Raw genomic sequence first — 340 nt, 5'->3', positions numbered from 1 at the left:
TGATCAGAGTTAATCATGCTTAAGGGAGGGTAGGAATGAAGACACGTGATATCGACATTAGAACACACCTCCATACTCTCTTGAAATATGAACACAATGACCCGGACACAATTGTATTAGATGAATTGGGATTGTGCCAGGGCGAAGCTCGTATTGATGTGGCCGTAATAAATGGATCTATGAATGGCTATGAAATAAAGAGTGAGAGCGATACACTTGAGCGACTTCCAAAACAATCGGAAATATATAGTAAAGTGTTTGATACTGTCACTATTGTGACTGCCTCTAAATTTGTTGATGGAATAGATGACATCATACCAAAATGGTGGGGAATAAAAAT

Annotated in this window: 1 protein-coding gene; it reads left to right on the top strand. The window is 38.5% G+C overall.

Annotated elements, in window-relative coordinates; translation table 11 throughout:
• Positions 1–35: 35 nt before the first annotated feature.
• A partial coding sequence (locus ACNPNW_RS06455; RefSeq protein WP_448766773.1) for a sce7726 family protein occupies positions 36–340 on the top strand: 305 nt, incomplete at its 3' end.

The organism is Acinetobacter endophylla, from assembly GCF_053543775.1.
Note: the sequence above shows the minus strand (reverse complement) of the source record. Positions and strands in the feature narration are given on the sequence as shown.